This is a genomic window from Caballeronia sp. LZ035, assembly GCF_031451175.1.
Lineage (GTDB): Bacteria > Pseudomonadota > Gammaproteobacteria > Burkholderiales > Burkholderiaceae > Caballeronia.
On the sequence record NZ_JARUXS010000043.1, the window covers coordinates 1 to 486 of the forward strand.

Genomic DNA, 486 nt, shown 5'->3' on the forward strand with positions numbered 1-486 from the left:
CGCCCTGGACGACATCGTTCTTCATGACGGCGTCGACCGCCCCCAAACCCGACTGGACCAGATCGCTGCCCATCACATCGGCGATCTGCTGTTCATGGGTCTGCACGAACGCCTCGACCTGCTCCTCGACGAAGCTGAACACGATGCTGCCCATGGCCGCCAGCGCCGCATTCGCGTACTCGCGCAAATCCAGCACCACGCCGACATGCGGGTGCGGCAGCGGAACCGGCGCGGGCGACGGCGGGAGGTTGACCCAGTGCACGTCGATACCGACCACCGGCGTCAGGTGGTTCACGGCCAACATCGTCATGTCGCCTGCGCCCGGGCATTCACGTCACTGTTGTCGGCGTCGTGCGCTGACAGGCGGGCCGAGACTTCAGCGGGCGCCAGCGGCTGAACCGCCTGTTTCCAGTCGACGCCATAGAGCGAGCGCAGCGCGCCTTCCAGTTGACTGCGCTGCGCGTGCAGCCAGTCGATGCGCGCCAG

The 486-nt window shown here is 66.9% G+C and carries 2 protein-coding genes; both read right to left on the reverse strand.

Annotation, left to right across the window (positions count from 1 at the left end; translation table 11 throughout):
- Window positions 1-310: hypothetical protein (locus tag QCE88_RS41985; protein ID WP_309911942.1), on the reverse strand; the 310-nt coding region annotated here is incomplete at its 3' end.
- On the reverse strand, window positions 307-486 hold a 180-nt coding region (locus QCE88_RS41990), incomplete at its 5' end, for a hypothetical protein (protein ID WP_309911943.1). The genes QCE88_RS41985 and QCE88_RS41990, both read right to left, overlap by 4 nt.